Consider the following 25007-nt stretch of genomic DNA (forward strand, 5'->3'; position numbering starts at 1 on the left):
CGATCTCGAAACCGGAGCGTGTTCCCCGTGCAATTTCAATCGACCGACAGCTATGTCGCCCCGCCCGATCTGACCGTCGCGGTCAATGCCGCCGTGGCGCTGGAGCGCCCCCTTCTGGTGAAGGGCGAACCGGGCACCGGCAAGACGGAACTCGCGCGGCAGGTGGCGCAGAGCCTCGGGATGGAGATGGTGGAGTGGAACATCAAATCCACCACCAAGGCACAGCAGGGGCTTTACGAATATGACGCCGTCAGCCGGCTGCGCGACAGCCAGCTGGGCGACGAACGCGTCAACGACGTAAAGAACTACATCCGCAAGGGCAAGCTCTGGCAGGCCTTCGAGGCGGGCAAGAAAGTCGTGCTGCTGATCGACGAGGTCGACAAGGCCGATATCGAGTTTCCGAACGACCTGCTGCAGGAACTCGATAAGATGGAGTTCCACGTCTACGAGACCGGCGAGACGATCCGGGCCAAACACCGCCCCGTCGTCATCATCACCTCGAATAACGAGAAGGAACTGCCCGACGCCTTCCTGCGCCGCTGCTTCTTCCACTACATTCGCTTCCCCGAGCCGGAAGTGATGCGCGAAATCGTCGCCGTCCACTTCCCCGACATCAAGGACCGTCTGCTGACCGAGGCGCTGAGCCAGTTCTACGAGATCCGCGAGACCCCGGGCCTGAAGAAGAAACCCTCGACGAGCGAAGTGCTCGACTGGCTGAAACTGCTGCTGGCCGAGGACCTGAACCCCGAAGACCTCAAACGCGAAGGCGCGAGCCTGCTGCCGAAACTGCACGGCGCGCTTCTGAAGAACGAGCAGGACGTGCATCTGTTCGAGCGGCTGGCCTTCATGGCGCGACGGCAGGGGCGATGAGTCCGGATTGAGCCCATAGCTCCGGGTCTGGACTTAATAGCGTAACAATCATGCATCTCGGGGCCGCGCGGTCGCGCGACCTTGCATGGCCTATTGCGCTTTATGGGGTTCCCCCTTAGGAAAGCGGTAGGTGCCGGGCACCTGCCGCCTGCGGACGCGAGTCACGGTGAAGCCCGGAACAAGACGACATCTCACCCTCGAAGCATTTCGCAGGTGGGCAATGCAGGCTCCCTCCCGATCCGAAATGCCTCTCCGGAGGAGTGAGCCATGTCCGCTGGACCTGCATCTAATGCAATTGAAAACCGTCTCCTGACACAGCCCGTCGGACGATTGTTCGTGTCGAACGCCCTACCCATGGCAGTGGTCATGTCGATGGGTGGCCTGCTCAACGTCGTAGACGGGATCTTCGTCGGGCGCTTCGTCGGCGCGCAGGCCCTGGCGTCGGTCAGCCTGGCCTTTCCCATCGTCATGCTGCTCACGGCACTGACGACTTTGGCCGGTGGCGGCATGTCGAGCTTGCTCGCCCGCCATCTGGGCGCAGGTGCCCGCACACAGGCTGGAGCCGTCTTCGCAGGTGCCCACGGGCTGGCCCTCGCAATCAGCGCGGCGCTGATCGCAGGTGCTTTGTCGGTGGGGCCTGTCATCATCTCCGCACTCGCAGCCGGAAACGCGGCGGTCGCAGGTGGGGCGCAGAGCTATCTGTCGATCCTGATCCTCGGCGCGCCAATCCAGTTCGCTTTGGGTCTGCACGCCGATGCCCTGCGCAACGAGGGACGTGCAGGGCAGATCGCCATGCTCTCGGTACTCGTGAATCTGCTGAACATCGGCGCGAACTACATCGCGATCGTGCTGCTTGGATTGGGGGTGGCGGGCTCTGCAATCGGCACGGTGGGCGCGCAGACCCTCGGCCTCGCGCTGCTGCTGGTCCTGCGGGAACGCGATCGCGACCTGTTGCCCCTTGGGGCGCTCCGCCGCCACAGTTGGCTGTCGGGGTGGCTGCAGATCTTCTCGCTCGGGCTCCCTTTGTGCCTGACCTTCATTGGGATGGCCTTGGTTTCAAGCGTGGTTCTCCTCGTCGTCGGCACCGCCGCCACGAACCATGCGACCTTTATCGCGGCCTACGGCGTGGTGACACGCATTCTCGGACTGGCCTTCCTGCCACAGATGGCGATCGCGCTGAGCACTCAGAGCATCACCGGCAACAACGCGGGCGCGGGCCGGCTGGATCGGGCGGGCGCAGCCTTGCGGCTTGCCATGGGAAGCGCGTTCCTGTGGTGCCTTGGTGTGACGCTCACCGGAGCCTTTCTGGGCGAGCCCTTGGGCGCGATGTTCTCGAACGACCGGGAGGTCGTCTCGGCAGTTGCCGCAATCCTGAGGCCGATGACGGCGCTCTACGTCGTCAGCGGCCCCATCCTCGTCCTCGCCTTGCATTTTCAAGCGATGGGGTATCCGCTCCGGACCGCGGCACTCACCTTGACCAAGCCGTGGCTGCTGACGCCTGCTTTGCTGCTTGTCCTGAACGCAATGGCGGGGATCGACGGCCTGTGGTTCGCCTTCCCCATCGCCGATGCTGCGCTGTTTGCGCTGGCCTTGATCCTTGTCGTCCGAAACCGCCTCACTGCGCCCATCTCCGCAACGCCGCACGCGAAGGAAACCGCATGACACAAGCATCCCTCGACACCGTCAAGATGCAGGCCAAGGCACTGCGTCAGGCCTTGCAGGCCCAGGGTATGACCGTCAGTCATGCCCAGGCTCTCGAACTCGTCGCCCGGCAACATGGGGCGCGGGACTGGAACACGCTTCACGCCCGTCTCAGTCAACGCAATGCGCCACCGGAACTTGCCCTGGGCGACCGGGTGACCGGACACTACCTCGGACAAGCCTTTAGCGGAAAGATCGTCGCCCTTTCGGGTCCCGCCGCGCATCGCCGGGTCGAAATCGCGCTGGATAAGCCGATCGACACGGTGCGGTTCGACAGCTTCTCGAATTGGCGGTCCCGCATTCGTGGCACTCTGCGCGAAGATGGGTGCAGCCACAGCAGAACGTCGGATGGCACACCCCATCTTACCTTGGAGAAAGCGCTGTCCTGATCTCACATTTCCTTTGAGCGGTAGCCCTTTGCCGGACCTCTTCGGGAGGTTCGGCCGTCGCAGCGAATGGCAACTTTGTCCGCAAAGCTGCCGCGTCGCGAGCTGCCGGAGCCCCTCACATGCGCCGCGTGATCCGCGCCGCCTTGCGCGCCCGCTTGACCGCGTCGCGCGCGGTCTGGGCTTGCTTGCGCTCCTGCGCCGTCATCGGGCCCTGAGCTTTGCGCTTGCCGCCCCGCTTCGAGGCCATTCCGACGCCCTTGTTGATCCCGCGGCGCAGGAACATCCGGATGACCATGTTGATGATCTGGTTGAAGTTCATCGGATATCCCCTTGTCAATCCTCGAACAATTCGGACTGGCCGGTTTGGGCCTCGTCCTCCTCGCCCTCCTCGTCGTCATCCGAGCCTGCACCCGGCAGGGGGCGCGAGTCCAGCAGACCGGCGGCGCGCAGCTCCTTGAGGCCCGGCAGATCGCGGGCGCTCTCGAGGCTGAACTGGTCTAGGAATTCCTGCGTCACGACGAAGGTGACGGGGCGGCCCGGCGTCATCCGGCGGCGACCGAAGCGGATCCATTCCATCTCCAGCAACTGGTCGATCGTGCCGCGCGAGACGGCGACGCCGCGGATTTCCTCGATCTCGGCGCGGGTGACGGGCTGGTGATACGCGATGATCGCGAGCGTCTCGACGGCGGCGCGGGACAGCTTGCGCTCCTCCACCGTCTCCTTCTGCATCAGGAAGGCGAGATCGGGTGCGGTGCGCACGGCCCAGGCGTCGCCCACCTTCACCACCCGCACGCCGCGCCCCTCGTAGCGCTTGCGCAGATGCACGAGCGCCTCGGCGGGGTCGCAGCCATGCGGCATCCGCTCTTCCATCTCGCGCAGTCGGACGGGTTCGGCAGAGGCGAAAAGGATCGCTTCGACCATCCGCTCCTGCTCGGCGATAGGTGGCGCCGCGAAAAGGGTTTCTTCTTTTTCTTCAGTCTGTTCCGGTTCGTCGTTCATGTCTTCTTCCGGATCGAGATGGGTTGGAACGTATCGCTCTGGCGCAGCTCGATCTGGCCTTGCTTGGCCATCTCCAGCGAGGCCGCGAAGGTCGCGGCGGTGGCCGAGCGTCGGCGTTTGGGATCGGCGGTCCAGCCGTCGGGCAGGAAGGTGGTCAGCTCCGACCAGCCGCCCGCAAAACCGATCAGCCCGCGCATCCGGTCCAGCGCCTCCTCCATCGTGAAGACATTGGTCCGATCGAACGCATAGGGGCGGAATTCGTCGCGCGTGCGGATGCGCGCATAGGCCTGCATCAGGTCCATCAGCGAGGCCGAATAGGTGACCTTGCGGACACGCTCGACCTCTTCCGAGATGCCGCGCGCGAAGGTGTCGCGCCCCAGCCGGTCGCGCGCCATCAGCTGCGCCGCCGCCTCGCGCATCGCCTGCAGGCGTTCCAGCTGGAAGGCCAGATGCTCGGCCAGATCTTCCGCCGAGGGGCCTTCGGCCTCCGGGTCGGGCGGCAGCAGCAGGCGCGATTTCAGGAAGGCGAGCCACGCCGCCATCACGAGGTAATCGGCGGCCAGCTCGATCCGCAGCGCCTTGGCGCGGTCGACGAAGGCCAGATATTGCTCGGCCAGTTGCAGGACGGAGATTTTGCGCAGATCGACTTTCTGGCTGCGCGAAAGCGTCAGCAGAAGGTCGAGCGGGCCTTCGAACCCGTCGACATCGACGATCAGCGCCTCGGCCTGAAGCCGATCCGCTACCGTTTGCGAGTCGAACAGATTTTCGGTGTCACTCATCCATGCCGCCGCTCAAGAGTGCCTCAAGTTCGGCATCGAGCGCGGCCATGTCAACTGTCTCGGGCGGCAAGCGCCGGTCGAGCGCGGCCTCGGCGCGGGCCTTTGCCGCCTCGCTCATCGCCGGGGCAGCCATCGCCACTTCTTCCATCGCGGGCATGTCGCCCTTGCAATGGAGCACCAGATCGCAGCCCGCCGCGAGTGCGGCAGCCGTGCGAGTCCCGAAGCCGCCCGCCAGCGCCTCCATCCCGATATCGTCGCTCATCAGCAGCCCGCCGAAGCCGATCTCCTCGCGGATCATCTTGATGATCTTCGCGCTTTGCGTCGCGGGGGCGTCATCTAGCGCAGTGAAGCGGATATGCGCGGTCATCCCCAGCGGGAGATCAGCGAGCGCCTTGAAGGGCGCGAAATCAGTCGCGATCAGATCGGCCTTGGAGGCCTCGACCACCGGCAGGTCCTTGTGGCTGTCGGAGATCGCACGGCCGTGGCCGGGGATATGCTTGATAACTGGGAGCACACCGCCCGCCAGCAGCCCCTCGGCGGTGGCGCGGGCATTCGCGATCACGGTGGCCGCATCCTTGCCCAGACAGCGGTTTTGCAGGAACGGATGGGTCAGAAGCCCCGCGATATCGCAGGTGGGCGCGCAGTTCACGTCGATGCCGACCGCACGCAGTTCCTCGGCCATGATCCGCGAGCGCAGCCAGAACGAGCGCGGAGCCGCATCCCCTGCCCGCTTCGCCTGCTCCAGCGGCGGCAGCCATTCGCGCCATTGCGGACCGCGCATCCGCTGCACCCGCCCGCCTTCCTGATCGATCAACACCGGCGCATCGCGCCCCACGGCCCCGCGCAGCGCATCGGTCAGCCGGGCGACCTGCTCGGGCGTGTCGATATTGCGCGAGAACAGGATGAAGCCCCACGGGTCGGCCTCGCGGAAGAAATCGCGTTCACGCGCGGAGAGCTCGGTCCCCTCGCAGCCGAAGATCGCGGCGACGCCCATCAGCGCGCCTGCGTCGGGATGCAGTTCTGCCGCTCGGCCACGAGGGCGGCGCAGAACTGGCGCGCTTCGGTCACGTCGTCAAAGCCCGCAACGCGCAGGCGATAGAAATCGCGCCCGCCCGAGCTCGCCTTCTGAACCACGCGCTTTTTGCCGGACATCAGCGCGTCGAAGTGCTTGGCGATGCGGTCCCATTCGCCCTTGGCCGCGGCCTCGGTGTCGAAGGCGCCAAGCTGCACGAGGCGCGTGCCCGCCGCCAGATCCGCAGGGTTGATATCAACGACGCCCGCCTCGGCCTGACCGGAGGACATCTGCTTCGTCACCGCCTGCTCCAGCGCCGCCGCCAGAAGCTGATCGCGCATCGGCTTGGTCTGCGGCCGCGGCGAGCGCGAAACGCCCGGCACCGAAGCCGGGATCACACCGCTGACGGCTTCGCTCTCCGGCGTTGCTTCCTGCTCGACCGCATCGGGGCGCGTCTCGGGCATCGCCGGGCTCATCAGCGCGGGCTTAACGGGAATGTCGGGCGCGTCCTTCACCTGAGAGGGATCGGCATTGAGCGCGGCAGGCTCGAGCGCGGCGATCGCGGCCTCTACGGCCGGATTGGACGCAGCGTTGGCCTCATCGCCTGCCACCTTGGCCTCTGCCGCCAGCTCGCCCATCGGCTTGTCGTCGTCGGTGAAGCCTTCCGGGCTGGGCGCGAGCGTCACTTTCTCGGGCGCAGGCGCCGCCTGCCCCGTGCCCGCCACGTCGTTCACGGCCAGACCGGTATGGCGCGCAAGTTCGCCGCCCGGGTCCTCTGGCGCGATGCGGGCGGGCCCGTCCATCGCGCGGATCACCGGCACGCCGTTGAGGTCGCGCATCGCCAGCTTGTAGCCCCAGACCACCAGACCCGCGATCATAGCCACGGATGTCAGTGCGCCGGCCACATTGACCCAGCGCGACACGACGCGTGGCGCACGTTCAGGAGCGGGATCTTCGGGATGCGCGTAATGGGGCTGCGGGTGTTCATGCCCGTACCCCCCACTCTCGCGGTAGTCGTAGGTCGCCATGCTCGTCGCCTCGCCGCCGGTTGCCCGGCCTTGCCCGGTTGACCCGGAATTTGCCTGTTCCCGGCGGCGTGCGTTTATCGCATCTCTTCAGCCGGGGTCACGCCAAGAATACCAAGACCGGCGGAAATGACAACGGCGCTGGCACGGGCAAGGGCGATTTTCGCCGCCGATGCGGCCTCATTGCCATCCTGCAGGAAGCGCAGGGCCGGCTCGTCATTGCCACGGTTCCACAGGCTGTGCAGGTCGGACGCGAGATCGTAGAGGTAGAACGCCACCCGGTGCGGCTCGTTCGCGCGCGCCGCGATCTCCAGAAGACGCGGCCATTCGGCGATCTTCTTGACCAGTTCCAGCTCGGACGGATGCCAGTCGCCGGACAGATCGACCTCGGCCAGACGCGCGTCGGACATGTCCCAGCCCGCTTCCGCCGCCTTGCGCAGCACCGAGCAGACCCGGGCATGGGCATATTGCACGTAGAAGACCGGGTTGTCCTTCGACTGCTCCAGCACCTTGTCGAAATCGAAGTCCAGCGGCGCGTCGTTCTTGCGGGTGAGCATGTGGAAACGGGTCACATCCGCGCCCGCCTGCTCCACCACGTCGCGCAGCGTGACGAAGGTGCCCGCGCGCTTCGACATCTTGAAGGGCTCGCCATTCTTGAACAGCTTCACCAGCTGGATCAGCTTGATATCGAGCGTCACCTTGCGATTGGAGAGCGCAGCCACCGCCGCCTTCATCCGCTTCACATAGCCGCCATGGTCGGCGCCGAAGACGTCGATCAGAAGATCGTAGCCACGCTCGATCTTGGTCCAGTGATAAGCGATATCGGGCGCGAAATAGGTCCAGGACCCATCCGACTTCTTCACCGGACGGTCCACGTCATCGCCATAATCGGTCGAGCGGAACAGCGTCTGCTCGCGCTCCTCCCAATCCTCGGGCAGCTTGCCCTTCGGCGGGTCGAGCACGCCTTCGTAGATCAGCCCCAGATCCTCGAGCCGCTTCAGCGCCGCTTCGATCTGGCCGGTGCCGTAGAGCGACTTCTCGGAGGAGAACACATCCATCTTCACGCCGAGACAGGCGAGATCCCCGCGGATCATCTCCATCATCTGCTCGGTCGCGAATTCGCGGATATCTTCGAGCCAGTCTTCTTCGGGCTTGTCGAGCAGGCTCTCGCCATACTTGGCCTTGATCGCCTCGCCGACCGGGATCAGGTAATCGCCGGGGTAGAGCCCCTCGCGGATTTCCGGCTCGAGACCACAGGCTTCGCGATAGCGTTCATAGGCGGAGCGGGCGAGCACATCGACCTGCGCACCGCCATCGTTGATGTAATATTCCCGCGTGACGTCGTAGCCCGCGAAATCGAGCAGGCTCGCCAGCGCATCGCCGAAGACCGCGCCGCGCGTATGGCCCACATGCATCGGGCCGGTGGGGTTCGCGGAGACATATTCCACGTTGACCTTCACACCTTTACCCAGATCGGAACGCCCGTAATCCGCGCCCTCTTTGAGCACGGCGTGGGTCACATCCGCCCAGACCTTGGGATCGAGGCGCAGGTTGATGAAGCCGGGACCGGCCACATCGGCGCTGACGATCCGGTCATCTGCGGCCAGCTTGCCCGCCAGCGTCTCGGCGATGTCGCGCGGCTTCGATTTGGCGGGCTTGGCCAGCACCATCGCGGCGTTGGTCGCCATGTCGCCATGCAGCGGATCGCGCGGCGGCTCCACCGCGACGTTTGCGTAGTCCAGCCCCTCGGGCAGCGCGCCCTCGGAAACCATCTGATCGAGTGCCGCAATCACCGCGGCGCGGATGTCGGAAAACAGGTGCATTCTCATTGTCCTTATTTGCGCTCTCCCCTGCCAGAGCGCGCCGGGCGCGTCAATGGCCCGAGCGCGGGCAGAGCGGGGCCCAAGCGGGGGCAGAGACGACGCGGGCGGCCCGGCATCGCCTGCCGGACCGCCCGAAATCGGACCTTGCGAGAGGATCAGTCCTCGGCAGTAAAGCCCGCAGCCTCGATCCCGGCGACAGCCACCTTGGCGTCATTGTCCGAGGTGTCGCCGGTGACTCCCATCGCGCCGATCACCGCCCCGCTCTCGTCGCGGATCAGCACGCCGCCGGGCACCGGGCAGGTCTTACCGTCATAGATGCCGTTCACCGCGGCCATGAAATAGGCCTGCGCCTCGGCCCGCGCCATCTGCGCCTTGCCGCCCATGCCCAGCATCACCGCGCCGTAAGCCTTGGCGCGCGCAATCTCGAACCGGCCCGGCGCGGCGCCATCGGCGCGCGCGAAAGCCAGCGGGTGGCCGCCCGCGTCCAGCACGATCGCCGAGAGCGGTTTCAGTTCGTCTTCCACACCTTGCGCGAGCGCGGTGTCGATCATCTTCTGCGCTTGTTCGAGGGTGATCATGCGCGTTCCTCCTTCACTTGCAGGCGGCGCTGATGCAGCACCGGTTCCGTATAACCCGAGGGCTGGACCGTGCCCAGGAAGCACAGATCGCACGCCGCCTGGAAGGCGAAGCCGTCATAGCCGGGCGCCATCGGGCGGTAGTTCGGGTCGCCCTCGTTCTGGCGGTCGACGACCTTGGCCATCTTGCGCAGCGCCTCCATCACCTGACCTTCGCTGACCAGCCCATGCTCGAGCCAGTTCGCGATCGCCTGGCTGGAAATCCGGCAGGTCGCGCGGTCTTCCATCAGGCCGACGTCGTGGATGTCGGGCACCTTGGAGCAGCCCACCCCCTGATCGACCCAGCGCACGACATAGCCAAGGATGCCTTGCGCGTTATTCTCGATCTCGGTGCGGATTTCCTCTTCCGAGTAGTTCTTCCCGCGTGCGAGCGGGATCGTCAGCAGATCGTCGAGCCGCGCCGGGCGGTTCATCGCGGCGATCTCCTGCTGGCGACGTTTCACATCGACCTTGTGGTAATGCGTGGCATGCAGCGTGGCGGCCGTCGGCGACGGCACCCAGGCGCAGTTCGCGCCCGCGAGCGGGTGATTGACCTTGGCCTCGAGCATATCGGCCATCCGGTCGGGCATCGCCCACATGCCTTTGCCGATCTGCGCCTTGCCGGCGAGCCCGCAGGCCAGCCCGATATCGACGTTACGATCCTCATAGGCTTCGATCCACGGCTGGCCCTTCATCTCGCCCTTGGCGAGCATCGGACCGGCCTGCATCGAGGTGTAGATCTCGTCGCCCGTGCGGTCGAGGAAGCCCGTGTTGATGAAGGCCACGCGGTTCTTCGCGGCGCGGATGCATTCCTTGAGATTGACCGAGGTGCGGCGCTCCTCGTCCATGATGCCCAGCTTCACCGTGTAACGCGGCAGGCCCAGAACCTCCTCGACCTTGTCGAAGATCTCGGTCGCGAAGGCGACCTCTTCGGGGCCGTGCATCTTCGGCTTCACCACATAGACCGAGCCGGTGACCGAGTTGCGCGGGCCTTCGGTCTTCTTGAGGTCATGCATCGCACAAAGCGTGGTGACCATCGCGTCCATCAGCCCCTCGAAGGCCTCTTCGCCGTCGCGGGTCAGGATCGCGGGCGTGGTCATCAGGTGGCCGACATTGCGCACCAGCATCAGCGAGCGGCCCTTCAGCGTGATCTTCTCGCCACCGCCCCCGGTGAACTGGTAATCGCCTTCGAGCCGCCGGACCGTTTTCTCGCCGTTCTTCACGACGTTTTCGCGCAGATCGCCTTTCATCAGGCCCAGCCAGTTGCCATAGGCCTGAACCTTGTCCTCGGCATCGACGCAGGCGACCGAGTCCTCGCAATCCATGATCGTGCTGATCGCGGCCTCGAGGATGACATCGGCGATATCGGCGGGATCGGCCTGCCCCACCTCGGTGGTCGGGTCGATCTCGATCACGAGATGCAGCCCGTTATTTTCCAGCAGAACCTCGGACAGCGCGCCCTCGTCGGAAATGTTGAACCCGAGGAACTGCGCCGGATCGGCCAGCCCGGTTTCGCCCACCGCGTTCTCCACGAAGAAGACGCCGTTCTCGACACGCAGCGCGGTCACGCCGGTCCAGCTGCCGCCTGCAAGCGGCACTGCCTCGTCGAGAAATGCCTTCGCACGCTCGATCACGCGGGCGCCACGTTCGGGGTCATAGCCCTTGCCCTGCGGCAGATCGCCAAGCGCGTCGGTCCCGTAAAGCGCGTCGTAAAGGCTGCCCCAGCGCGCATTCGCGGCGTTGAGCGCATAGCGCGCATTGGTGATCGGCACGACGAGCTGCGGACCGCAGACGGTGGCGAATTCGGGATCGGTTTCCGGCGTCTCGATCTTGAAGTCGTCGCCTTCGGGCAGGAGGTAGCCGATCTCTTTCAGGAAGGATTTATAATTTTCGAAATCAAAGCCTTCGGCGCGGTGATGCGCATGCCAATCGTCGAGCTTGGACTGGATCGCCTCGCGCGTCTCCAGCAGCGCGCGGTTCTTCTGCCCCTGCGTATGCAGCAGGTCCGACAGCCCCTCCCAGAAGCGCTCCGGCGCGACGCCGGTTCCCGGCAAAGCCTGATCCTCGATGAAGGCGGCCAGTTCGACCGCCACCTGCAGTTCGTTTCGTGCGACCCGCTGTGCCATTGTGCCCTCCCGGTTTTCTTAGACGCGTACTAGATGAAACCGCTGAGCGTGAATGTCCAGCGGATTGCCTGTCGCGGGCGGGAAGACGCTAAGACGGAGAACGGGTGAGAATAGGCTCTCCGATCGCCCAAGGGACAACGCTGCCACTCATTACCCGACCGAGCTCACTGCTGGATCGGGTCGGCCTCGGTCGCCGCGCCATTTCTTTCAGCAGTACCGACGCCGGTGGTCTCGGGCGCTTGCGTGGTGGACAGGCCCCGTTCACCTCAGGTAACGCAACCCACCCGCTTCAGGTTCGTCCGGCCTGCCACGCGTCTCTCAGAGCGGTCCGCGAAACCGCTTTGAAAACCCCGAGCGGGCCAGATACTGTTCCGCCAGCTGCGGGACTGCGACGCCAAGACCGGGTCGCGCCCGCCAAACATCAGAGGCGCGGCTCACGCAAAGGCGAACTTGCTTTCGCACGGGCGCGCGCCACCTGAAATAACCCGAAGTTAATTAGGAATATCGTTAGAATGTCCGCTGAACTGACGGCTGCCGAAGCCCCTGCCAAGCGCCTGAGCGACTACCGCCCCTACCCCTTCACCCTCGAGACCGTGCGGCTTGATTTCACGCTCGACCCGGACGCGACCGAAGTGCGCGCGGGTCTTTCCTTCTCGCCCCGGCAGGAGGCGGCCGCGCTGGAACTCGATGGCGAAGATCTGGAGCTGGTCTCGGTCGCAGTGGACGGGCGGGCGCTGACGCCGGACGACTACGAGCTGAGCAAGACCGGCCTGACGATCCCGGCGCATGTTCTGCCCTCGCAGCCCTTCACGCTGGAGACTGTCACGCGGATCGCACCGTCGAAGAATACCGCGCTGGAAGGGCTTTACATGTCCAACGGCATGTATTGCACGCAATGCGAGGCCGAGGGCTTCCGCAAGATCACCTTCTACCCGGACCGCCCCGATGTGATGGCGCGCTTCCACGTCACGATCACCGGCGACCAGCCGGTGCTGCTGGCGAATGGCGATCTCGTCGAGAGCCGCGACGGCTATGCCGAATGGGTCGATCCGTGGCCCAAGCCCGCCTATCTCTTCGCGCTGGTCGCGGGCGATCTGCGCGCGCATTCGGGCACATTCACCACGATGTCGGGCCGCGAGGTCGCGACGAATATCTGGGTCCGCCCCGGCGACGAGGACCGCTGCGACTTTGCTTTGCAGGCGCTCCACCGCTCGATGCGCTGGGACGAAGAGGCCTATGGGCGCGAATACGACTTGGACATTTTCAACATCGTCGCCGTCGATGACTTCAATATGGGCGCGATGGAGAACAAGGGGTTGAACATTTTCAACTCCAAATGGGTTCTCGCCTCGCCGGAGACCGCGACCGATGCCGATTACGAGCGTATCGAAGGCATCATCGCGCATGAGTATTTCCACAACTGGACCGGCAACCGGATAACCTGCCGCGACTGGTTCCAGCTGTGCCTGAAGGAAGGGCTGACGGTCTATCGCGACCAGCAGTTCACCGGCGACATGCGCGGCCATGCGACGAAGCGGATCGACGATGTGCTGGCGCTGCGCGGACGGCAGTTCCGCGAGGATCGCGGCCCGCTCTCGCACCCGCCGCGCCCCGATCATTACCGCGAGATCAACAACTTCTACACCGCGACCGTCTATGAGAAAGGCGCCGAGATCGTGGGGATGCTGCATCGCTTGCTGGGGGCTGACGGCTATCGCGCCGCGCTCGACCTCTATTTTGAGCGCCATGACGGGCAAGCCTGCACGATCGAGGACTGGCTGAAAGTCTTCGAGGACAGCTCGGGCCGCGATCTGAGCCAGTTCAAGCGCTGGTATACCGATGCGGGCACGCCGACCCTGCGGGTGCGCGACAGCTTCAAGGACGGCGCATATACGCTTGAATTCGAACAGGAAACGCGCCCCACGCCCGGCCAGCCGGAGAAACTTCCCCGCCACATTCCGATCGAAGTCGGCCTTCTGTCCGAGAATGGCGACGAGGTCCTGCCCTCCACCGTTCTGGAGATGACCGAGGCGAAACAGAGTTTCACCTTCGACGGGCTCGCGACGCGCCCGGTGCCCTCGATCCTGCGCGACTTCTCCGCCCCCGTGCGGCTGGAGCGCGACGCCGACACGTCCGAGCTGGCCTTCCTGCTGACCCATGACCGCGACCCGTTCAACCGCTGGGAGGCAGGCCGCGCGCTTGCCCAGAAAGTGCTGATCGGGCGAGTGTTGGGAGCGCAGACCGACGCGTCCTTCTCTGATGCGATCGGGGCGCTACTGCGCGACGAGACCGCCGATCCGGCCTTCCGCGCGCTGTGCCTGAACCTGCCCTCCGAGGACAGCATCGCGCAGGCGCTTTATGATCAGGGCGAGACGCCCGATCCCGCGGCGATCTACGCGGCGCGTGAAGGGCTCGCCCGCGATCTGGCGACTGCGCACAAGACGCTTCTGGCCGAGATCTTCACCAGCACCGAAGCGACGGGCCCTTATAGCTCCGATCCCGAGCAGGCCGGTCCGCGGGCGCTGCGCCTTGCCGTTCTGCGGCTCCTGAACCGCATCGACGGCGGGGCACGGGCGGGGGCGCTTTTCGCCTCGGCCGAGAACATGACCGAAAGCCTCGGCGCGCTCGCAGCTCTGGTGCAGATCGGGCAGGACGCCGCCGCCATGGCCGAATTCCGCGACCGCTGGCAGGGCGACCGGCTTGTGATGGACAAGTGGTTCCTCGTCCAGCTGGCCAATTGCCCGCCAGAGATGGCGCTGGAAGGCGCAGAGGTGCTGACCGGCGATCCGCTCTTCACGTGGAAGACGCCGAACCGCTTCCGTGCGCTGATGGCTGGGCTGTCGGGCAATCACGCGGGCTTCCACCGCGCGGACGGGGCGAGCTATCGCTTCTATGCCGACTGGCTCCTGAAGCTCGATCCGGTCAATCCGCAGGTCGCAGCCCGCATGTCCACCGCCTTCGAGACGTGGACGCGCTATGACGAAGGCCGGCGCGAGAAGATGCGCAGCGAGTTGGAGCGGATCGCCGCTCAGCCGGGCCTCAGCCGCGACCTGTCGGAGATGACGCAGCGTCTGTTGAGCTAATTTCCGCTCAGCGCCCCCGGGCGCACCCATCTCACCACGGATTGGCCGTATTTTCGGCCCATCCGTGCCGGGTTCTCGCGCTACGAAACGCGGACGCCCGCGCCTTGCGGGCGTTACGCAATTTCGCGGATGGGCTCGACCATGGACGACAATGAATTTGAATACCGACACCAGGCCCGACGGGCGGGAGGCTATCTCGCCCTCGCCTTCGGGATGGCGCTGCTTTACAGCGCAATGAAACTGACCGCGACGACCTGGATTCATGTAGCTGCGTGGATCTATCTCGCCCTCACTTTGTACAAGCTGATGCGCAACCGCTCGGGGCTGCTGCGGATCACGCCTGCGCGAATGGAAGTCTATCGCAACGGGCGGCAATTGGGCACGTTCCCGCTTGCGCAGATCGACTCGGCGCGGCTGCGGCGGCGCAAGCTTGCGGGCGACGAATGCATGGTCACGCTGCGCGACGGGCGTCGCGCCTACCTGCCACGAGAGGCGACGCCGCCGCTCGACCGGCTCAGCGCGATTTTCGAATCCTATGGGGTGCCGGTGGTCTGATCCCCAATCCGGGGCGGTCGCCCTCTTGCTCCCGCCCCTGCCCTGTCCTAGAAGCTTGCCCAAGCCTTTACTGACAGGATGTGGACATGCTCGACCATCTCGAATTCCAAGCCCCCGAACCCAAGGTCATTGCCGGTGCCAAGTCGGATTGGGAGCTGGTGATCGGGCTTGAAGTCCACGCGCAGGTGGCCTCGAAAGCCAAGCTGTTCTCGGGCGCCTCGACCAAATTCGGCGCAGAGCCGAACTCGAACGTGGCCTTCGTGGACGCGGCGATGCCCGGCATGCTGCCGGTGATCAACGAGTTCTGCGTGGCGCAAGCCGTGCGCACCGGGCTCGGCCTCAAAGCCGATATCAACCTGCGCTCGGCCTTCGACCGGAAGAACTATTTCTACCCGGATCTGCCGCAGGGCTACCAGATCAGCCAGCTGTATCACCCCATCGTGGGCGAGGGCGAAATCATCGTCGACATGGGCCCGGGCGTCGCCCGCAAGGTCCGGATCGAGCGCATCCACCTCGAACAGGATGCGGGCAAGTCGATCCACGACATGGACCCGCATATGTCCTTCGTGGACCTCAACCGCACTGGCGTCGCGCTGATGGAAATCGTCTCGCGCCCCGACATCCGCGGCCCCGAAGAGGCTGCGGCCTATGTCGGCAAGCTGCGCCAGATCCTGCGTTACTTGGGCACCTGCGACGGCAACATGCAGAACGGCAACCTGCGCGCGGACGTGAACGTCTCGATCTGCAAACCGGGCGCTTACGAGAAATATCAGGAAACGCAGGATTTCAGCCATCTCGGCACGCGCTGCGAGATCAAGAACATGAACTCGATGCGCTTCATTCAGCAGGCCATCGAATACGAGGCCCGTCGCCAGATCGCCATCGTCGAAGACGGCGGCGAAGTGGTGCAGGAGACCCGCCTCTACGATCCGGACAAGGGCGAGACGCGCTCGATGCGTTCGAAGGAAGAAGCGCATGATTACCGCTACTTCCCCTGCCCCGACCTGCTGCCGCTGGAAATCGAGCAGGCTTGGGTCGACGATATCGGTGCCTCGATGCCGGAACTGCCCGACGAGAAGAAAGCGCGCTTCGTCAAGGAGCTGGGCCTGTCGGAATATGACGCCTCGGTGCTGACCGCAGAAGTCGAGAACGCGGATTACTTCGAGGCTGTCGTGGCCGAGGCCGGTGACGGCAAGCTCGCCGCGAACTGGGTCATCAACGAGCTGTTCGGTCGCCTGAAAAAGGAAGACCACGACATCACGTCGAGCCCGGTCGATGCCGCGCAGCTTGGCGCGATCATCCGGCTGATCAAGTCCGACAAGATCTCGGGCAAGATCGCGAAGGACCTCTTCGAGATCGTCTATACCGAAGGCGGCGACCCCGAGAAGATCGTGGAAGAGCGCGGCATGATTCAGGTCACCGATACCGGCGCCATCGAGGCCGCCGTGGACGAGGTGATCGCCGCCAATCCCGATCAGGTCGAGAAGGCCAAGGCCAACCCCAAGCTGGCTGGCTGGTTCGTCGGTCAGGTCATCAAGGCCTCGGGCGGCAAGGCCAACCCCAAGGCGGTCAACCAGATCGTCGCGCAGAAGCTGGGGCTGTGAGCCTTTCAAACCATTCCGATCAAGGCGCCTCCGGGCGCCTTTTTCATGTCCGCCCGGAAAGAATTCGGGAACAAGTCTTCGCGCTTGTGGCTTGGGAAGACGCGCCCTAGGCTCACGCGGGCGTGATTGGGAAAGGGTTTGCGATGAGTGGCTTGCTGGCATTGCTGGATGACGTGGCGGGGATCGCCAAAGTGGCGGCGACCTCGATCGACGACGCGGCAGGTCAAGCGGCCAAGGCGGGCTCGAAGGCCGCTGGCGCGCTGATCGACGATGCCGCTGTCACGCCGAAATATGTCCACGGCTTCAAGCCCGCCCGCGAACTGCCGATCGTCGGGAAAATCGCGCTCGGCTCGATCAAGAACAAGCTGATCTTCCTGCTGCCAGCGGCGCTGCTGCTGTCCGCCTTCGCGCCGTGGCTGATCACGCCTTTGCTGATGCTGGGCGGCTCTTACCTGTGTTTTGAGGGCGCGGAGAAGGTTTATCACCTGTTCAAACCGCATGAGCCCGATGCCGAGGGTCATGTCGCGGCGGAGACCGCCGACCATCTCGAGGAAAAGCGCGTCAAATCCGCGGTGAAGACCGATTTCATCCTCTCCGCCGAGATCATGACCATCGGCCTCGCCGCCCTGCCCTCGGGCCAGCCGATCTGGATGGAGGCGATCGCGCTTGCGATCATCGGCATCGGCGTGACGGTGGTGGTCTATGGCTCGGTCGCGCTGATCGTGAAAGCCGATGATGCGGGGCTCTGGCTGGCCGAGAATGGCAAGCTCGGACCTACGCGCGCACTCGGGCGTGGCATCGTGCATGTGATGCCCAGATTGATGCAATTGCTGATGATCGTCGGCACCGCCGCGATGATCTGGGTCGGCGGCAATATCGTGCTGCACGGTCTGGCAGAGCTTGGCTGGCACGCGCCCTATGACTGGATCCACCATCAGGCCGAGGCCGCAGCCCATGCGGCAGGCACCGCCGAAGGCTTCGTCAGCTGGGCCGTCACCGCATTCTTCGACGGCATCTTCGGGCTGATCTACGGTCTGGTCTTGATCCCCGTCGTCACCCGGATCATCCAGCCGATCTACCGCGCCGTTACCGGCAAGGAAAAGCCCGCGCACTGAGCGCAAGCGGACAGGTTGAGGCCACCCGCGCCGCCCGATAGGCTGGGCGCGAACAGATCGCAGGGAGCGCAGATGACCGAGTATTTCGAGACCCAAGAAGGCCGCCGCATCGCCTATAATCTGACGCCGGGCAAAGGGCCGGGCGTGGTGTTCCTCGGCGGGTTCAAATCCGACATGGAAGGCACGAAGGCGCTGGCGCTCGAGGACTGGGCCAAGCGCGAAGGCCGCGCCTTCCTGCGCTTCGACTATTCCGGCCACGGTGTCTCGGGCGGGGAATTCGAGGACGGCGCGATCGGTGACTGGTTCGAAGATGCGCGCGACGTGATCATGGCCAAGACCGAAGGCCCGCAGATCCTCGTGGGCTCCTCGATGGGCGGCTGGATCTCGCTCCTGATGGCGCGCGAACATCCCGAGAAAGTCGCAGGCCTCGTGACCATCGCCGCCGCGCCCGATTTCACCGAAGACGGCTATTGGGCGAGCTTCGACAAGGAAACCCGGCACAAGCTAGAGAGCGAAGGCTCCATCGCCATTCCCTCGGATTACGGCGAGCCCTATGTCATCACGCGCCGCCTGATCAACGAGGGCCGCGAGCGGCTGGTGCTGCGCAGCCCGCTGGCGCTGCCCTTCCCCACGCATTTCCTGCAAGGCACCGCCGACGAGGCGGTCAGCACCGAGACCGCGATCCGGCTGCTCGAGCATGCCGAAGGCGACGATATGCGCCTGACCTTGGTCAAAGGCGCCGATCACCGCTTCTCGGACCCCGATTGCCTCGCGCTGATCGAGACCGCGCTGGCGGAGGTGCTCGCCCGGCTGTGATCCGCTGCTTGCGGCATTTCGATTTGCTTGACCTCGGCCCTTGCGGCACACTCGACGCGAGAAGCGCGAAAACGCGCCGCGATTGAGGTTTCGAGCGATGCCAAGCGACCCGCTGGTCTTTCTACCCGGATTCATGTGCGACGCACGGCTGTTCTGGCACCCGCTGCAGGAGCTGTCCTCCGAGCGCTCGGTGATGGTGGCGCGGCTGCGTGGCGCGACGATCGAGGAGATGGCGCAGACCGTGCTGGACGAGGCCCCGCCGCAATTCGCGCTGGTCGGGCATTGGCTGGGCGCGATCGTCGCAATCGAGATCCTGCGCCGCGCCCCCGACCGGGTGAGCCAGGTCGCGCTGCTCGACGTCTCCCCCCTGCCCGAGATGCCGCAAATCGCCGCCGCGCGCGAAACCCGGATCGTGAAGGCGCTCACCGGGCGGCTCGACGAGATGATGCTGGAAGAAATCCCCGCCGAGAGCCTCGCCCCCGAACCCGGTCGTGCGGAAATTCAGGCAATGATGCTGGAGATGGCGGCAGGCTTGGGCGCCGACACGTTCGAAGCGCAATCGCGCGCCCTGATGCGCCGCCCCGACCTGCAACGCACGCTGCGCGCCACGAAAACCCGCGCGCTGCTGATGTGCGGCGAATACGACAAGATCTGCCCACCGCGCCGCCACGAATTCCTCGCCGAGCTGATGCCCCACGCCGAATTCCGCCTGATCCTCGGCGCAGGCCACCTGAGCCCGCTGGAGCAGCCCGAGAAGATCACCCAGAACCTGCGCGACTGGCTGGAGGCGCCGTTATTGTTGGCGTGAGAACGCAACAACCTTCGGGGCTTCGACTTTCCGGGTCCCACGGCATTTGGGGAAATTCGTACAGCCCATGAAGACGTCATTCGTCTTCTTGCTACGACGCTCGACCATCGCGGATCCGCATCGCGGGCACGCATCTGTCGATGCCTGCGCTTCGACTTGCGTCCTCCTGACGTTCTTGATGTGCAGCTGCGTGGTCCGCAAACCCCGCTCGAACCGCCGATTTTCCAAAGCCTGACATAGCGCCGCAACCTCACTCTCCCTGAGTATCACTTGGCGGGGAGCCTTCAGAAAGTTGAACATCGATTTCCGTCGCCAGTGAACGCTGGAAGGAAACTCGGTTTTCGGGACCGCCCCACCAACGAAGACGATAACCCCCTGAACCTTGCTGCCATCTACACCAAGACAGTCTTCGATCGCTTTGATGTGCTTGTAGTTTTGCCGCAGCGGATTCTGAAACTTGGTCTTTTTCTTATAGAGAACCTGCGTCCACTGAGATTGCCTCTCCGCACCGAATATCCAACCGCTCATGTTCTTGGTCTCGATCACGAACACGCCGCTCCGCGATATGAGGACATGATCGATCTGCGTCGTCCCGTCCTTCACGGGCAGGGTCACATCATCGAAGAGATGCATGTCCCCCTCTTCAGCGAGCTTCTTGAGCCCTTTGCTGACGTAAACCTCTCCGATGAACCCCTTGAAACGGGGGGATTTTACGATCGCAACTAAGAGGAGGAGAAGCAGTACAACGGGGAAAAACAATGCGTTCATAATTTCGGTCTCAAAAAATCAAAGTGATTTTCCGATCATGCGCCGAAACCCGTCAAAACGATGGCGAAGTCGCGAATAAAAAAGCGCTGCCGAAGCAGCGCTTTTCTAAAACTCTCGCGTGGAGTGAGATCACCCCGCCTCGGCCGTCTTCACCTTCTTCTTGCGGATCGGGGTGACCGTCGCGGGCTTCCCCTTCCCGGGCGCGGGGTTGTCGGCGTTCTCGTCGATGAAATCGAGGACCAGCGGGCGGATGTTGTTGCGCCAGTGCGACCCTGCGAAGATGCCGTAATGGCCTGCGCCGGGCTCGAGGTGCTGTTGCTTCATCGAATCCGGCACGCCCGAGCACAGGTCGAGCGCGGCGACGCATTGGCCGGGCGCGGAGATGTCGTCCTTCTCGCCCTCCACGGTCTTCACCGCGACCTTGGTGATCTTCGAGATATCGACCATCTTGCCGCCGACCTCGAAGCGGTTCTGGGCGATCTCGAGGCCCTTGAAGATGCGCTCCACCGTCGAAAGGTAGAATTCCGCCGTCATATCCATCACCGCGAGGTATTCGTCGTAGAAGCGGTAATGCTTGTCATGCTCGGAGCCTTCGCCCTGCGCCTCGCTCCAGATCTTTTCCTGGAAGGCCTGCGCGTGCTTGTCCATGTTCATCGAGATGAACGAGGCGAGCTGCATCAGGCCCGGATAGACCAGACGGCCCGCGCCCTTGTATTTGAAGCCGACGCGCTGGATCACCATCTGCTCGAGCTGGCCCATCGTGACGCGACGCCCGAAATCGGTAACCTCGGTCGCTTTCGCGTCGGGATCGATCGGCCCGCCGATCAGGGTCAGCGTGCGCGGCTGCGCGGCCGGATCTTCGGCTGCCAGATAAGCGGTTGCGGCCAGCGCGAGCGGTGCGGGCTGACACACGGCGATCACGTTGCAGTCAGGGCCCATCTTCTTCATGAAATCGACAAGGTAGAGGGTGTAGTCCTCGATATCGAACTTGCCTTCGGAAACGGGGATGTCGCGCGCATTATGCCAATCGGTCACCCACACGTCCGCATCGGGCAGCAGCGAGGCCACGGTCGAGCGCAGCAGCGTCGCGTAATGGCCCGACATCGGCGCCACCAGCAGGATGCGCCGCTCCATCGGCTCGCGGCCGTGGACGTTGAAATGCACGAGGCTGCCGAAGGGCTTGTCGAGCACGGTCTCGACCTCGACGAGGTGATCGCGCCCGTCCTCGGCTGCGATCGAATGGATGCCCCAGTCGGGCTTGATCACCATCCGTGCGAACGAACGCTCCGTCACCCGGCCCCAGGCCGACATGATCTTGAACATCGGATGCGGGGCGAGCCCCCAGACCGGGTAGGACGCCATGGCGCGCGCCGAGGCGCCCATCCACTCGTTCGTGTTCCTGAAGGTCTCCATCAGGTCGTAGGACATGATCGTTTTCATATACAACTCCTCGGGGCGGGCCACGCACTCACTCGGCAATGGAAACGCCGCTTTACCCCAAGACTGCGGCGATATTATGCTGGTGCAGAGGATAGGGAGGAATATCATTTATGACAACCGAGGAGACGGACAAAATTGCTGCGTCGCAGAAAATGCAGGACAATCTGGCCCGCATCGAAGAACTGACTGAGCGCATGGTCGATGCGATCGCGCATAAGCGACCGATGAACCCGGCCCTCGAAGGCCCCGGCGCCGATCTCTACATGACGTCCTCTGCCGCCATGATGAACGAGTGGCTCGAAAAGCCGTCGAAAATCCTCGAAGCCCAGGTGAATTACTGGGGTCAGGCGATGAAGCATTACCTCGAAGCGCAGGAGGCGCTCGCCAAGGGCGCGTTCCGCCCACCGGAAGATCCCGGCCCGTCCGACCCGCGCTTCGCCAATCCGCTCTGGGACAGCCACCCCTATTTCAACTACATCAAACAGCAGTATCTGATCGCGGCCAAAGGCGTGAAAGAGGCGGTCGACAAGCTCGACGATCTCGATCCGGTGGACCGTCAGCGACTGAACTACTTCTCGCGCCAGATCATCGACCTGATGGCGCCGACCAATTTCCTCGCCACCAACCCGGACGCGCTGGAGAAGGCGATCGAGACCGAGGGCGAGAGCCTCGTGAAAGGGCTCGAGAACCTCGTGCGCGACATCGAAGCGAACCGCGGCGACCTGCTGGTGACGCTGGCCGACAAGGACGCCTTCACCGTGGGCGAGAATATCGGCACCGCCGAGGGCGCGGTGGTCTATCGCAACCGCCTGTTCGAGCTGATCCAGTACACGCCGACCACCGAGAAGGTTCACAAGACCCCGCTGGTGATCTTCCCGCCCTGGATCAACCGCTTCTACATCATGGACCTGAAGCCGCAGAACTCGCTGATCCGCTGGATCGTCGATCAGGGCTTCACCCTCTTCGTGGTCAGCTGGAAGAACCCCGATCAGAGCTATGCCGATGTCGGCATGGATGACTACGTGCAGGAGGGCTATCTGACCGCGATCGACGAGGTGAAGAAGATCACCGGCGAGAAGAAGGTCAACGCGGTCGGCTATTGCATCGCGGGCACCACGCTCTCGCTGACGCTGGGCCTGCTGAACAAGCGCAAGGACAAGTCGATCAACTCGGCCACCTTCTTCACCACGCTCACCGACTTCTCGGATCAGGGCGAATTCGCGGTCTTCCTGCAGGACGATTTCGTCGACGGGATCGAGCGGCAATGCAAGGCCGACGGCGTGCTCGACAGCTACTTCATGTCGCGCACCTTCTCCTACCTGCGCTCGAACGATCTGATCTACCGACCCGCGATCCGCAGCTACATGATGGGGGAATCCCCGCCCGCCTTCGATCTGCTGTTCTGGAACGGCGACTCGACGAACCTGCCGGGCAAGATGGCGGTCGAGTATCTGCGCGGGCTCTGCCAGAAGGACCGCTTCGCGCGCGACGGCTTCGAGGTGCTGGGAGAGACGGTCAAGGTCTCGGACGTGAACGTGCCGCTGATGGCGATCGCCTGCGAGACCGACCACATCGCGCCCTGGGTCGCCTCGTTCAACGGCGTCGCGAAGATGGGATCGAAGGACAAGACCTTCATCCTGTCGCAATCGGGCCATATCGCCGGGATCGTCAATCCGCCCAGCAAGAAGAAATACGGCCACTACACCTCCGAAGCCCCGGTCGCGAATCCCAACGAGTGGAAAGCGCAGGCGGAGTTCCACGAGGGAAGCTGGTGGCCGCGCTGGGGCGAATGGCTGGCCAAGAAGTCCGGCGCGATGGTCCCCGCACGCCAGCCCGGTGACGCGGAGCACCCGGTTTTGGCTGATGCGCCCGGCACTTATGTCAAAGAGATGGTTAAGATATAACTTTCCCGCTCGGGTTGAAAATTTCTGCGGCGCAGCAATTCCTCTCTTGAAATGCTGCGCCGCAGCATGTATATACGTTGCGTAACCCAAAGGGCCCCGCCAACGTTCCAGACCACGGGCCCCAACCCAACGGAGCACTCACATGGCTAAGACCCAAGACTACACCAAGATCATGCAGGACATGATGGCGTCCTTCCCCGTCGACACCTCGAAATTCCAAGACGCTTTCAAATCGCAAGCGGCTCTGGGCGAGAAGATGTCGCAGGTGGCGCTTGAAGCTGCCGGCAAGTCGACCGAAATCTCGACCAAATGGACCAAGGGCACCATCGACAAGATGGGCGACCTGACCAAAACCAAGGAAGAGCCCGCCGATTACGCCAAGGCGATGAGCGACTTCGCGTCGGCTTCGGCCGAGATGGCTGCCGAAAACATGGCCGCTTTCGCTGAAATCGCGAAAAAGGTTCAGATGGACACCGTCGAACTGATGATGGCTGCCGGCAAGGACATGTCGGAAGAAGCCTCCGCAAACGTCAAGAAGGCGACCGCCGACATGACCGCTGCGACGAAGAAAGCCACGGCGGCTGCGAAGTAAGAATTCACCGCGGGCACCGGCTTTCTCCTCCCAGTCGGCCTCGCGTATCTCGGGCGCGCCCTCGTGGCGCGCCCTTTTTCTTTTATTGCTTTTGGCAGCGCGGCGTCACACAATCGCTGCACAAGCACAATCCGGGGAGGATCGCATCACATGGCCGAAGACGAAAAGCCCTTGCTGATCAAGCGTTACGCCAGCCGCCGTCTCTACAACACCGAGACCAGCGATTACGTGACGCTCGAAGACATCGCGAAATTCATCCGCGACGGGCGCGAGGTGCAGATTGTCGATCTGAAATCGGGCGACGACCTGACGCGGCAATATCTGCTGCAGATCGTGGCCGAGCACGAAAGCCGCGGCGAGAATGTCCTCCCCGTCGACGTGCTGACCGATCTGGTGCGCTCCTATACAGGGGCTGCGCAATCGGTGGTGCCGCAATTCCTCGCAGCCAGCTTCGAGATGCTGCGCGAGGGGCACTCGCATATGCTCGAGAACATGAACAAGATGCCGAATCCCATGGCCTCGATGCCGGGCTTCGAGGCGCTGCAGGCGCAGCAACAGGCCTTCTTGCAGAACATGATGGCAGGCTGGGGCACGGCAGGCTCGTCCGGCCCCGCGCCCGATGACGGCGACGATCGCGGCGAGTTGGACTCGATCAAGAAACAACTCGCCGATCTCCAGAGCAAGCTCAACAAGATGTAAGCGAGAGGCGCCCGAGCGGCGCCTTTTTCTTGGCCCATAGCCAAGGGGGCTCTGCCCCCTCGGTGCTGCGCACCTCACCCCCGGGATATTTTCGCCAACACGAACGCGCACGAGGCTCTCAGCTTCGGCTTGGCCAAAATATCCCGGGGGAGCGCGCCAGCGCGGGGGCGGAGCCCCCCCTGCGACATCTCCCCCTGCCCGGCCCCATTGACAGCCGCGCGCGAGCCGCGCAAAAGGCTCGGGAAGCATATATCCCGCAACCGGGCGTTCCGTGGGCGCCAAACC

Annotated in this window: 22 protein-coding genes; 12 read left to right on the forward strand and 10 right to left on the reverse strand. The window is 64.0% G+C overall.

Going from position 1 to position 25007, the window contains the following annotated elements; genetic code table 11:
- The first annotated feature begins 27 nt into the window (after positions 1–27).
- The 3 genes from BMI88_RS07260 to BMI88_RS07270 all read left to right on the forward strand — a co-directional run bounded on the left by BMI88_RS07260 (position 28) and on the right by BMI88_RS07270 (position 2960).
- Positions 28–870: a MoxR family ATPase gene (locus BMI88_RS07260; RefSeq protein WP_078542776.1), complete on the forward strand. Its 843-nt coding sequence runs from the start codon at positions 28–30 to the stop codon at positions 868–870.
- A 267-nt stretch (positions 871–1137) separates the two neighbouring features.
- Positions 1138–2532, forward strand: coding sequence for an MATE family efflux transporter (locus BMI88_RS07265; RefSeq protein WP_078547421.1), 1395 nt, complete (start codon positions 1138–1140; stop codon positions 2530–2532).
- Positions 2529–2960, forward strand: coding sequence for a glyoxalase superfamily protein (locus BMI88_RS07270; protein WP_078547423.1), 432 nt, complete (start codon positions 2529–2531; stop codon positions 2958–2960). Before BMI88_RS07265 ends, BMI88_RS07270 begins: the two co-directional genes overlap by 4 nt.
- 115 nt (positions 2961–3075) lie before the next feature.
- On the opposite strand, the gene BMI88_RS07275 is transcribed toward BMI88_RS07270, so the two are convergent.
- The 8 genes from BMI88_RS07275 to BMI88_RS07310 form a co-directional block, all read right to left on the reverse strand.
- The gene (locus tag BMI88_RS07275) at positions 3076–3279 is read right to left on the reverse strand and encodes a hypothetical protein (protein WP_078547425.1); all 204 of its coding nucleotides are present in this window, start codon (positions 3277–3279) and stop codon (positions 3076–3078) included.
- 14 nt (positions 3280–3293) lie between these two features.
- Positions 3294–3959, reverse strand: coding sequence for an SMC-Scp complex subunit ScpB (scpB, locus tag BMI88_RS07280; RefSeq protein ID WP_078547427.1), 666 nt, complete (start codon positions 3957–3959; stop codon positions 3294–3296).
- Complete coding sequence (locus BMI88_RS07285; protein WP_078522820.1) at positions 3956–4738, reverse strand: ScpA family protein; 783 nt, start codon at positions 4736–4738, stop codon at positions 3956–3958. Before BMI88_RS07285 ends, scpB begins: the two co-directional genes overlap by 4 nt.
- Positions 4731–5732 (reverse strand): glycoside hydrolase family 3 N-terminal domain-containing protein, encoded by a 1002-nt coding sequence (locus BMI88_RS07290; protein WP_078547429.1) that lies wholly within the window; start codon positions 5730–5732, stop codon positions 4731–4733. Before BMI88_RS07290 ends, BMI88_RS07285 begins: the two co-directional genes overlap by 8 nt.
- Positions 5732–6778: an SPOR domain-containing protein gene (locus tag BMI88_RS07295; protein ID WP_078547431.1), complete on the reverse strand. Its 1047-nt coding sequence runs from the start codon at positions 6776–6778 to the stop codon at positions 5732–5734. Before BMI88_RS07295 ends, BMI88_RS07290 begins: the two co-directional genes overlap by 1 nt.
- Positions 6779–6852: 74 nt before the next feature.
- Positions 6853–8598, reverse strand: a complete 1746-nt coding sequence (gene argS, locus BMI88_RS07300; RefSeq protein WP_078547433.1) for an arginine--tRNA ligase — start codon at positions 8596–8598, stop codon at positions 6853–6855.
- Positions 8599–8753: 155 nt separating this feature from the next.
- A complete protein-coding gene (locus BMI88_RS07305) occupies positions 8754–9176 on the reverse strand; it encodes a heme-binding protein (RefSeq protein WP_078547435.1) in 423 nt (140 codons plus the stop codon).
- On the reverse strand, positions 9173–11338 hold the full coding sequence (locus tag BMI88_RS07310) for a malate synthase G (RefSeq protein ID WP_078547437.1): 2166 nt from the start codon (positions 11336–11338) through the stop codon (positions 9173–9175). Before BMI88_RS07310 ends, BMI88_RS07305 begins: the two co-directional genes overlap by 4 nt.
- A 512-nt stretch (positions 11339–11850) precedes the next feature.
- Between BMI88_RS07310 and pepN the strand changes: the two genes are divergently transcribed.
- From pepN to BMI88_RS07340, 6 genes are all read left to right on the forward strand, one after another.
- Positions 11851–14421: an aminopeptidase N gene (gene pepN, locus BMI88_RS07315; protein WP_078547439.1), complete on the forward strand. Its 2571-nt coding sequence runs from the start codon at positions 11851–11853 to the stop codon at positions 14419–14421.
- Positions 14422–14562: 141 nt separating this feature from the next.
- Positions 14563–14976: a hypothetical protein gene (locus BMI88_RS07320; RefSeq protein WP_078547441.1), complete on the forward strand. Its 414-nt coding sequence runs from the start codon at positions 14563–14565 to the stop codon at positions 14974–14976.
- An 86-nt stretch (positions 14977–15062) separates the two neighbouring features.
- Complete coding sequence (gatB, locus tag BMI88_RS07325) at positions 15063–16580, forward strand: Asp-tRNA(Asn)/Glu-tRNA(Gln) amidotransferase subunit GatB (RefSeq protein WP_078542733.1); 1518 nt, start codon at positions 15063–15065, stop codon at positions 16578–16580.
- A 143-nt stretch (positions 16581–16723) separates the two neighbouring features.
- Positions 16724–17695: a DUF808 domain-containing protein gene (locus BMI88_RS07330; protein WP_078522830.1), complete on the forward strand. Its 972-nt coding sequence runs from the start codon at positions 16724–16726 to the stop codon at positions 17693–17695.
- Positions 17696–17767: 72 nt separating this feature from the next.
- Positions 17768–18511, forward strand: coding sequence for an alpha/beta hydrolase (locus tag BMI88_RS07335; protein ID WP_078547443.1), 744 nt, complete (start codon positions 17768–17770; stop codon positions 18509–18511).
- A gap of 97 nt (positions 18512–18608) precedes the next feature.
- Positions 18609–19319 carry an alpha/beta hydrolase gene (locus BMI88_RS07340; protein ID WP_078547445.1) on the forward strand — a complete coding sequence of 237 codons (711 nt, stop codon included), beginning with the start codon at positions 18609–18611 and terminating at the stop codon, positions 19317–19319.
- Here the strand turns inward: BMI88_RS07340 and BMI88_RS07345 are convergent.
- Both BMI88_RS07345 and phaZ read right to left on the reverse strand, forming a co-directional pair.
- Positions 19305–20087, reverse strand: a complete 783-nt coding sequence (locus BMI88_RS07345; protein WP_078547447.1) for an NERD domain-containing protein — start codon at positions 20085–20087, stop codon at positions 19305–19307. The two genes, BMI88_RS07340 and BMI88_RS07345, sit on opposite strands and share 15 nt — an antisense overlap.
- 129 nt (positions 20088–20216) lie before the next feature.
- On the reverse strand, positions 20217–21527 hold the full coding sequence (gene phaZ / locus BMI88_RS07350) for a polyhydroxyalkanoate depolymerase (RefSeq protein WP_078542728.1): 1311 nt from the start codon (positions 21525–21527) through the stop codon (positions 20217–20219).
- A gap of 110 nt (positions 21528–21637) precedes the next feature.
- Here phaZ and phaC point away from each other — a divergent pair, with 110 nt between their 5' ends.
- From phaC to phaR, 3 genes are all read left to right on the forward strand, one after another.
- On the forward strand, positions 21638–23431 hold the full coding sequence (gene phaC / locus BMI88_RS07355; RefSeq protein WP_078547449.1) for a class I poly(R)-hydroxyalkanoic acid synthase: 1794 nt from the start codon (positions 21638–21640) through the stop codon (positions 23429–23431).
- 142 nt (positions 23432–23573) lie between these two features.
- Positions 23574–24023, forward strand: a complete 450-nt coding sequence (locus BMI88_RS07360; protein ID WP_078542726.1) for a phasin, PhaP — start codon at positions 23574–23576, stop codon at positions 24021–24023.
- 150 nt (positions 24024–24173) lie between these two features.
- Entirely contained in the window at positions 24174–24722 is a 549-nt protein-coding gene (gene phaR / locus BMI88_RS07365; RefSeq protein WP_078522837.1) for a polyhydroxyalkanoate synthesis repressor PhaR, read from the forward strand.
- Positions 24723–25007: the final 285 nt, after the last annotated feature.

This window comes from Thioclava sp. F36-6 (assembly GCF_002020305.1).
GTDB classification, from domain to species: Bacteria; Pseudomonadota; Alphaproteobacteria; order Rhodobacterales; family Rhodobacteraceae; genus Thioclava; species Thioclava sediminum.

Bases quoted from the DNA above. Each gene is read 5' to 3' on its own strand.
- BMI88_RS07265 (WP_078547421.1), top strand. From the start codon at position 1,138: ATGTCCGCTGGACCTGCATCTAATGCAATTGAAAACCGTCTCCTGACA.
- scpB (WP_078547427.1), bottom strand. From the start codon at position 3,959: ATGAACGACGAACCGGAACAGACTGAAGAAAAAGAAGAAACCCTTTTC.
- phaR (WP_078522837.1), top strand. From the start codon at position 24,174: ATGGCCGAAGACGAAAAGCCCTTGCTGATCAAGCGTTACGCCAGCCGC.
- BMI88_RS07335 (WP_078547443.1), top strand. From the start codon at position 17,768: ATGACCGAGTATTTCGAGACCCAAGAAGGCCGCCGCATCGCCTATAAT.
- BMI88_RS07310 (WP_078547437.1), bottom strand. From the start codon at position 11,338: ATGGCACAGCGGGTCGCACGAAACGAACTGCAGGTGGCGGTCGAACTG.
- gatB (WP_078542733.1), top strand. From the start codon at position 15,063: ATGCTCGACCATCTCGAATTCCAAGCCCCCGAACCCAAGGTCATTGCC.
- BMI88_RS07270 (WP_078547423.1), top strand. From the start codon at position 2,529: ATGACACAAGCATCCCTCGACACCGTCAAGATGCAGGCCAAGGCACTG.
- BMI88_RS07275 (WP_078547425.1), bottom strand. From the start codon at position 3,279: ATGAACTTCAACCAGATCATCAACATGGTCATCCGGATGTTCCTGCGC.
- BMI88_RS07330 (WP_078522830.1), top strand. From the start codon at position 16,724: ATGAGTGGCTTGCTGGCATTGCTGGATGACGTGGCGGGGATCGCCAAA.
- argS (WP_078547433.1), bottom strand. From the start codon at position 8,598: ATGCACCTGTTTTCCGACATCCGCGCCGCGGTGATTGCGGCACTCGAT.
- pepN (WP_078547439.1), top strand. From the start codon at position 11,851: ATGTCCGCTGAACTGACGGCTGCCGAAGCCCCTGCCAAGCGCCTGAGC.
- phaC (WP_078547449.1), top strand. From the start codon at position 21,638: ATGACAACCGAGGAGACGGACAAAATTGCTGCGTCGCAGAAAATGCAG.
- BMI88_RS07360 (WP_078542726.1), top strand. From the start codon at position 23,574: ATGGCTAAGACCCAAGACTACACCAAGATCATGCAGGACATGATGGCG.
- phaZ (WP_078542728.1), bottom strand. From the start codon at position 21,527: ATGAAAACGATCATGTCCTACGACCTGATGGAGACCTTCAGGAACACG.
- BMI88_RS07290 (WP_078547429.1), bottom strand. From the start codon at position 5,732: ATGGGCGTCGCCGCGATCTTCGGCTGCGAGGGGACCGAGCTCTCCGCG.
- BMI88_RS07340 (WP_078547445.1), top strand. From the start codon at position 18,609: ATGCCAAGCGACCCGCTGGTCTTTCTACCCGGATTCATGTGCGACGCA.
- BMI88_RS07285 (WP_078522820.1), bottom strand. From the start codon at position 4,738: ATGAGTGACACCGAAAATCTGTTCGACTCGCAAACGGTAGCGGATCGG.
- BMI88_RS07320 (WP_078547441.1), top strand. From the start codon at position 14,563: ATGGACGACAATGAATTTGAATACCGACACCAGGCCCGACGGGCGGGA.
- BMI88_RS07295 (WP_078547431.1), bottom strand. From the start codon at position 6,778: ATGGCGACCTACGACTACCGCGAGAGTGGGGGGTACGGGCATGAACAC.
- BMI88_RS07305 (WP_078547435.1), bottom strand. From the start codon at position 9,176: ATGATCACCCTCGAACAAGCGCAGAAGATGATCGACACCGCGCTCGCG.
- BMI88_RS07345 (WP_078547447.1), bottom strand. From the start codon at position 20,087: ATGAACGCATTGTTTTTCCCCGTTGTACTGCTTCTCCTCCTCTTAGTT.